The organism is Roseitalea sp., assembly GCF_984466335.1.
Map to the genome: position 1 here is coordinate 1 of NZ_CFIFWG010000173.1, position 6,071 is coordinate 6,071.

The following is a 6,071-nucleotide window of genomic DNA, read 5'->3' on the forward strand; positions in this document are numbered from 1 at the left end:
CGACTACACCCAGTCGCTGGGCTGCTGGCACGGCTTTATCGGCCAGCAGAAGATGATCGCCGTCAAGAAGCATTTCGGCTCGACCAGGGGCCGTTATCTCTACCTTTCGGGCTGGATGGTCGCCGCCCTGCGCTCCCAGTTCGGCCCGCTGCCCGACCAGTCCATGCACGAAAAGACATCCGTGCCGGCGCTGATCGAGGAACTCTACACCTTCCTCAAACAGGCGGACGCGCGCGAGCTTGGCGGTCTGTTCCGCGATCTCGACGACGCCCGCGCCGCCGGCGATGAACTGCGCATCGCCCAGACACGCAAGAAGATCGACAGCTACGAAACGCATGTGGTCCCGATCATCGCCGACATCGATGCCGGCTTCGGCAATGAGGAGGCGACCTATCTGCTCGCCAGGAAGATGATCGAGGCCGGCGCCTGCGCGCTACAGATCGAAAACCAGGTGTCGGACGAAAAGCAGTGCGGCCATCAGGACGGCAAGGTGACCGTCCCGCATGCCGACTTCCTGGCGAAGATCCGTGCCTGCCGCTACGCCTTCCTCGAACTGGGCGTGGAGGACGGCATCGTCGTCACGCGCACCGATTCGCTGGGCGCGGGCCTGACCAAGCAGATCGCGGTCTCCAACCAGCCGGGCGATCTGGGCGACCGGTACAACGCCTTCCTCGATGCCGAGCCGGTGGCCACCGACGAGATCGGGCCCAACGACGTGTTGCTGCGCCGCGACGGGGACCTGATGCGCGTCAAGCGCACGCCGAGCGGGCTGTTCCGGTTCCGCCCGGGCACCGGCGCCGAGCGCTGCGTGCTGGATTCGGTGGCCTCGCTCGAAAACGGCGCCGACCTGATCTGGATCGAGACCGAGAAGCCGCATATCGGCCAGATCAAGGCCATGATGGACGCGGTGCGCAAGACCGTGCCCAAGGCCAAGCTCGTCTACAACAACTCGCCCTCGTTCAACTGGACGCTCAACTTCCGCCAGCAGGTCTATGATTCCTGGGTCGAAGCGGGCAAGGATATCGCAGCCTACGACCGCGCCCGACTGATGAGCGCCGAGTATGACGACAGCGATCTGGCGGCCGAGGCCGACGAGCGCATCCGCACCTTCCAGGCCGATGCGTCCCGCGAGGCGGGCATCTTCCATCATCTGATCACGCTGCCGACCTATCACACGGCCGCGCTGTCGACCGACAATCTGGCGCGGGACTATTTCGGCGAGCAGGGCATGCTGGGCTATGTCGCCGGCGTCCAGCGCGCCGAAATCCGCCAGGGCATCGCCTGCGTCAGGCACCAGAACATGGCGGGCTCGGATATGGGCGACGACCATAAGGAGTATTTCTCGGGCGATGCGGCGCTCAAGGCGGGCGGCGCCGAGAACACGATGAACCAGTTCGCGGTGCCCGCGGAGTGACCGGTGTTTGCCGGTCACCCTCGGGTCGGGCCCGAGGGTCCATTCCGTCCAGTTGAAACGACGCGCCCGTTCTTGGTGAGCGGGCGCTCTTTGTTTGGCATCACGGAATGGATCCTCGGCTCAAGGCCGGGGATGACGGAGCCAGGAATGCTGGCTCACCCCTCCAGCTTCCGCCCCAACCTTCCCGCCAGATCCGTGATGAACTGCCAGGCGACGCGGCCCGAGCGCGCGCCGCGCGTCGCCGCCCATTCCAGCGCCTCGCCGCGCAGAACGTCGCGCTCCACGGCCAGGCCGTAATGGGCGGCATAGCCGTCGACCATCGCCAGATATTCGTCCTGCGAGCATTTGTGAAAGCCCAGCCACAGCCCGAACCGGTCCGACAGCGACACTTTTTCCTCGACCGCCTCGGACGGGTTGATCGCCGTCGAGCGCTCGTTCTCGATCATGTCGCGCGGCAGAAGGTGCCGCCGGTTCGAGGTCGCATAGAAAATGACATTGTCCGGCCGGCCCTCGACGCCGCCGTCCAGCGCCGCCTTCAATGACTTGTAGGACGTATCGTCCCGGTCGAAGGAAAGATCGTCGCAGAAGACGACGAATCGGAACGGCTCGGCCTTCACCAGGCTCAAAAGGCGCGGCAGCGCGTCGATGTCCTCGCGGTGGATCTCGACGAGTTTCAGCGGCGGTTCGGTGCCGTGCGCGTTGATCGCCGCGTGCGCGGCCTTGACCAGCGAGGACTTGCCCATGCCGCGCGCCCCCCACAGCAGCACATTGTTGGCCGGCAGGCCGGCGGCGAAGCGCCTGGTGTTCTCCACCAGGATGTCGCGCACGCGGTCGACGCCCCGGATCAGGGCGATGTCGACGCGGTTGACCCTTTCGACCGGCGCGAGGTGGCCCTGTTCCCACACGAAACAGTCGGCGGAGGCGAGGTCGGGCGCGGTGCGCGCGGGCGGGGCGAGCCGTTCGAGCGCGTCGACGAGCCGGTCCAGCCTGCCGCTCAGCGCCGCGGCGAAGTCGTTGTCCGATCGCGTCATCTTGATCCTTTTCGCCGTGGGGCGCTGCCGCCGATCGTCCCGGTTCCGGTTGCATCGAGGCTTTGCCTGACTATATTCGCCGCAAATTTCAAGGCCCGCTCCGGGCCGATCCGTTCTGGGGAGTTTCTTGCATGTTTGTCACACCGGCGTTCGCTCAGGCGGGCGGGGCGGCTCAGGGTCCGAGTCTGATCGTGAGCCTGTTGCCCTTCATCTTGATCTTCGTGATCATGTATTTCCTGATCATCCGTCCGCAGCGCCAGCAGGTGAAACGGCGCGAGGCGATGCTCGCCGCGATCCGCCGCAACGACACCATCGTCACCGGCGGCGGGGTCGTCGGCAAGGTGACCAAGGTGCACGAGGACGAGGGCGAACTGGAAGTGGAGATCGCCCAGGGCACCAAGGTGCGCGTGATGCGCTCGATGGTGGCCGATGTGCGGGTCAAGGGCGAACCGGTGGCGGCCAACGACGCCAAGAAGGCCTGACGCCTTCGCCACTTCGCCGCCGCAAGGCGCCGCAATTTCGCCAGGCGGGCCGGGCAGTCAGGTCTTGGCCAAGGCTCCGTTTCGGGACATGATCCGACATGCTTTATTTCGCACCCTGGAAGACGGTTCTGATCTGGCTGACGGTCGCCGTCGGCATCGCGTTCGCGCTGCCGAACCTTTATCCGCAGCAGTTTCGCGACAGCCTGCCGGACGCCATACCGAGCGACACGCTGGCGCTGGGGCTCGACCTTCAGGGCGGGGTGCATCTCCAGCTCAAGCTCGAACGCCGGGATCTGGTCGAAAACCGGCTCGAAGCGGTCCGCGACGAGGTGAGGCGCCTGCTGCGGGCCGAGGGGATCGGCTATACCGGGCTTTCCGGCCAGGGCCAGACGGTCGGCTTCACGCTCCGCGATCCCGCCGATGCCGATGCGGCGCGCGCCGCGCTTTCGGACCTGACCGCGCTGGTGTCCACCGGCCTTCTGACCGGCGGCACGGTGCGCGAGATCATCCTGTCGGGCCCCGGCGCCGATGGCCGGTTCGAACTGGAGATCACCGATCAGGGGCTCGACTATCGCATGGCCGGCGCGGTCGCCCAGACCGTGGAGGTGCTTCGCGGCCGCATCGATGAACTGGGCACCACCGAACCGGTCATCCAGCGCCAGGGCACCGACCGCATCATCGTGCAGGTGCCCGGGCTCGACGACCCGCAGCGCCTGAAGGACCTGATCGGCACGACGGCGCGCCTGACGTTTCAGATGGTCGACGTGACGACCCCGGTCGAGGACGCGCTCGCCGGCCGGCCGCCGGTGGGCACCGAGATCCTCTATTCGACCGACGATCCGCCGGTTCCCTACGTGATCGAGACGCGCGAGATCGTCACCGGCGAGAACCTCGAAGACGCGCAGGCCGGCTTCGACCAGCGCACGAACGAACCCATCGTCACCTTCCGGTTCGACGGCACGGGCGCGCAGCGCTTCGGCCGCGCCACCCAGGAAAATGTCGGCCGGCCGTTTGCCATCGTGCTCGACGAGCAGGTGATTTCCGCGCCCGTCATCCGCGAGCCGATCCTGGGCGGTTCGGGCCAGATTTCGGGCAATTTCACCGTCGACGGCGCAAACGACCTGGCCATCCTGCTGCGCGCCGGGGCGCTGCCGCTCAAGCCGACCTTCGTCGAGGAGCGCACGGTCGGCCCCTCGCTGGGCGCCGACTCGATCGCCGCCGGCGAGATCGCCGGCATCATCGGCGCGATCCTCGTCGTCCTTTTCATGTTCGTCGCCTACGGCCTTCTGGGCATCATCGCCAATCTGGCGCTGGTCATCAACATCACGCTGGTGATCGCCGCGCTCTCGGCGCTGGGCGCCACGCTGACGCTGCCGGGCATCGCCGGCATCGTGCTCACGGTCGGCATGGCGGTCGATTCCAACGTCTTGATCTTCGAGCGCATCCGCGAGGAACGCTTGGGCGGGCGAAGTCTGATCCAGGCGATCGACGCCGGCTTCCAGCGGGCGTTCACGACGATCATCGACGCCAACGTCACCACGCTGATCGCGGCGATCATCCTGTTCTATCTGGGCTCGGGGCCGATCCGCGGCTTCGCCGTCACGCTCGCCATCGGCATCATCACCACGGTGTTCACCGCTTTCATCCTGACCCGGTGGATGATGGCCTTCTGGCTCAAGCGCGCCAGGCCGAAGGATCTGCCGCTCGGCCTTGGGCGGCATCTGCGCCCGGACACCAAGATCAAGTTCATGTGGCTGCGGCGCTATTCGTTCACCTTGTCCTCGCTGGTGGTGGTGGCGTCGATGGCGCTTTTTGCCACCGTCAACATGAATCTGGGCATCGACTTCAAGGGCGGCTCGCTGGTCGAAGTGCAGGCCAGCGTCGGCGAGGCCGATATTGGCGGCATTCGGTCCGACCTGTCCGAGCTCAATCTGGGCGATGTGCAGGTGCAGGGTTTCGGCGCGCCGACCGACGCGCTGATCCGCATCGAAAGCCAGGGCGGCGGCGACAATGCCGAGCAGAGCGCGCTGACAAAGGTGCGCGCCGCGCTCGAAGCCGATTATGAAATCCGCCGCGTCGAGGTGGTCGGCCCCACCGTTTCGGGCGAACTTGCGACCGCCGGCACGATCGCGGTGCTTGCCGCGCTGGCGGCGATCCTGGTCTATATCTGGCTCAGATTCGAGTGGCAGTTCGCGCTCGGCGCGATCATCGCGACCACGCACGACGTGCTGCTGACCATCGGCATGTTCGTGGTCACCGGGCTCGAATTCAACCTGTCGTCCATCGCGGCGATCCTGACCATCGTCGGCTATTCGCTCAACGACACGGTGGTCGTCTATGACCGCGTGCGCGAGAACTTGCGACGATACAAGAAGATGCCGATCCCCGAACTGCTCGACATGTCGATGAACCAGACGCTGCCGCGCACCATCCTGACCTCGGTGACCACGCTTCTGGCCCTGTTCGCCCTGTTCATCTTCGGCGGCGAGGTGCTGCAATCGTTCGTCGCGGCGATGATCTTCGGTGTCGTCATCGGCACCTATTCGTCGATCTTCATCGCCGCGCCGATCCTGATCATGTTCCGCCTGCGCCCCGGCGCGCTGTCGCAGGAGAGCGAGGAGGCCAAGAAGGAAAAGGCGGCCACGGCGGGCACCGCGCCCGTCGACATCGAGACCTGACATGGTCAAGGCGATCCGCGCCGGCCTGGAGATACGCGACGCCCATTTTCCCGGCCGCGCGCCGATCGACGCCTACGGCAATGGCGGCTTTCGCTTCGCCGACATGTCCCACAGGGGGTCGATCCTTGCCCTTCCTTCGGGGATCCATGGCTGGGACGTGACGCGTTTCGAGGACATCGATCGCGCCAGCCTTGCCAAGGTGATCGCCGATGCGGGCGGGATCGAGGTGCTTTTGATCGGCTGCGGCGCCGATCTGCGCGTGCTGCCCAAGCCGTTGCGCGCCGAACTGCGCGACGAGCACGCCATCATCGCCGAAACCATGGCGACCGGCGCCGCCGTGCGCACCTTCAACGTGCTGCTGGCCGAGGAACGGGCCGTGGCCGCCGCGCTGATCGCGGTGGATGATGCGCGCTAGAGCGGTTTGTCTTTAGATGGGAGCGGATTGATGGACAGGGTTTTTCGCCGC

At 66.1% G+C, this 6,071-nt stretch carries 5 protein-coding genes; 4 read left to right on the forward strand and 1 reads right to left on the reverse strand.

All coding sequences use genetic code 11. The features are described 5' to 3' along the window. Nucleotides 1-1,414, forward strand: a 1,414-nt coding sequence (locus AC5E6L_RS13355; RefSeq protein ID WP_491773916.1) for an isocitrate lyase, incomplete at its 5' end; no start/stop codon positions are given. Nucleotides 1,415-1,569: 155 nt separating this feature from the next. On the opposite strand, the gene AC5E6L_RS13360 is transcribed toward AC5E6L_RS13355, so the two are convergent. Further along, complete coding sequence (locus tag AC5E6L_RS13360) at nucleotides 1,570-2,445, reverse strand: ATP-binding protein (protein ID WP_491773918.1); 876 nt, start codon at nucleotides 2,443-2,445, stop codon at nucleotides 1,570-1,572. Between the two features lie 131 nt (nucleotides 2,446-2,576). On the opposite strand from AC5E6L_RS13360, the gene yajC reads away from it, so the two are divergent. The 3 genes from yajC (at nucleotide 2,577) to AC5E6L_RS13375 (ending at nucleotide 6,020) form a co-directional block, all read left to right on the forward strand. Further along, nucleotides 2,577-2,927 (forward strand): preprotein translocase subunit YajC, encoded by a 351-nt coding sequence (gene yajC, locus AC5E6L_RS13365; protein ID WP_491229510.1) that lies wholly within the window; start codon nucleotides 2,577-2,579, stop codon nucleotides 2,925-2,927. A gap of 98 nt (nucleotides 2,928-3,025) precedes the next feature. Continuing rightward, nucleotides 3,026-5,605 (forward strand): protein translocase subunit SecDF, encoded by a 2,580-nt coding sequence (secDF, locus tag AC5E6L_RS13370; RefSeq protein ID WP_491773920.1) that lies wholly within the window; start codon nucleotides 3,026-3,028, stop codon nucleotides 5,603-5,605. A 13-nt stretch (nucleotides 5,606-5,618) separates the two neighbouring features. Continuing rightward, entirely contained in the window at nucleotides 5,619-6,020 is a 402-nt protein-coding gene (locus AC5E6L_RS13375) for an Mth938-like domain-containing protein (protein WP_491773922.1), read from the forward strand. Nucleotides 6,021-6,071: the final 51 nt, after the last annotated feature.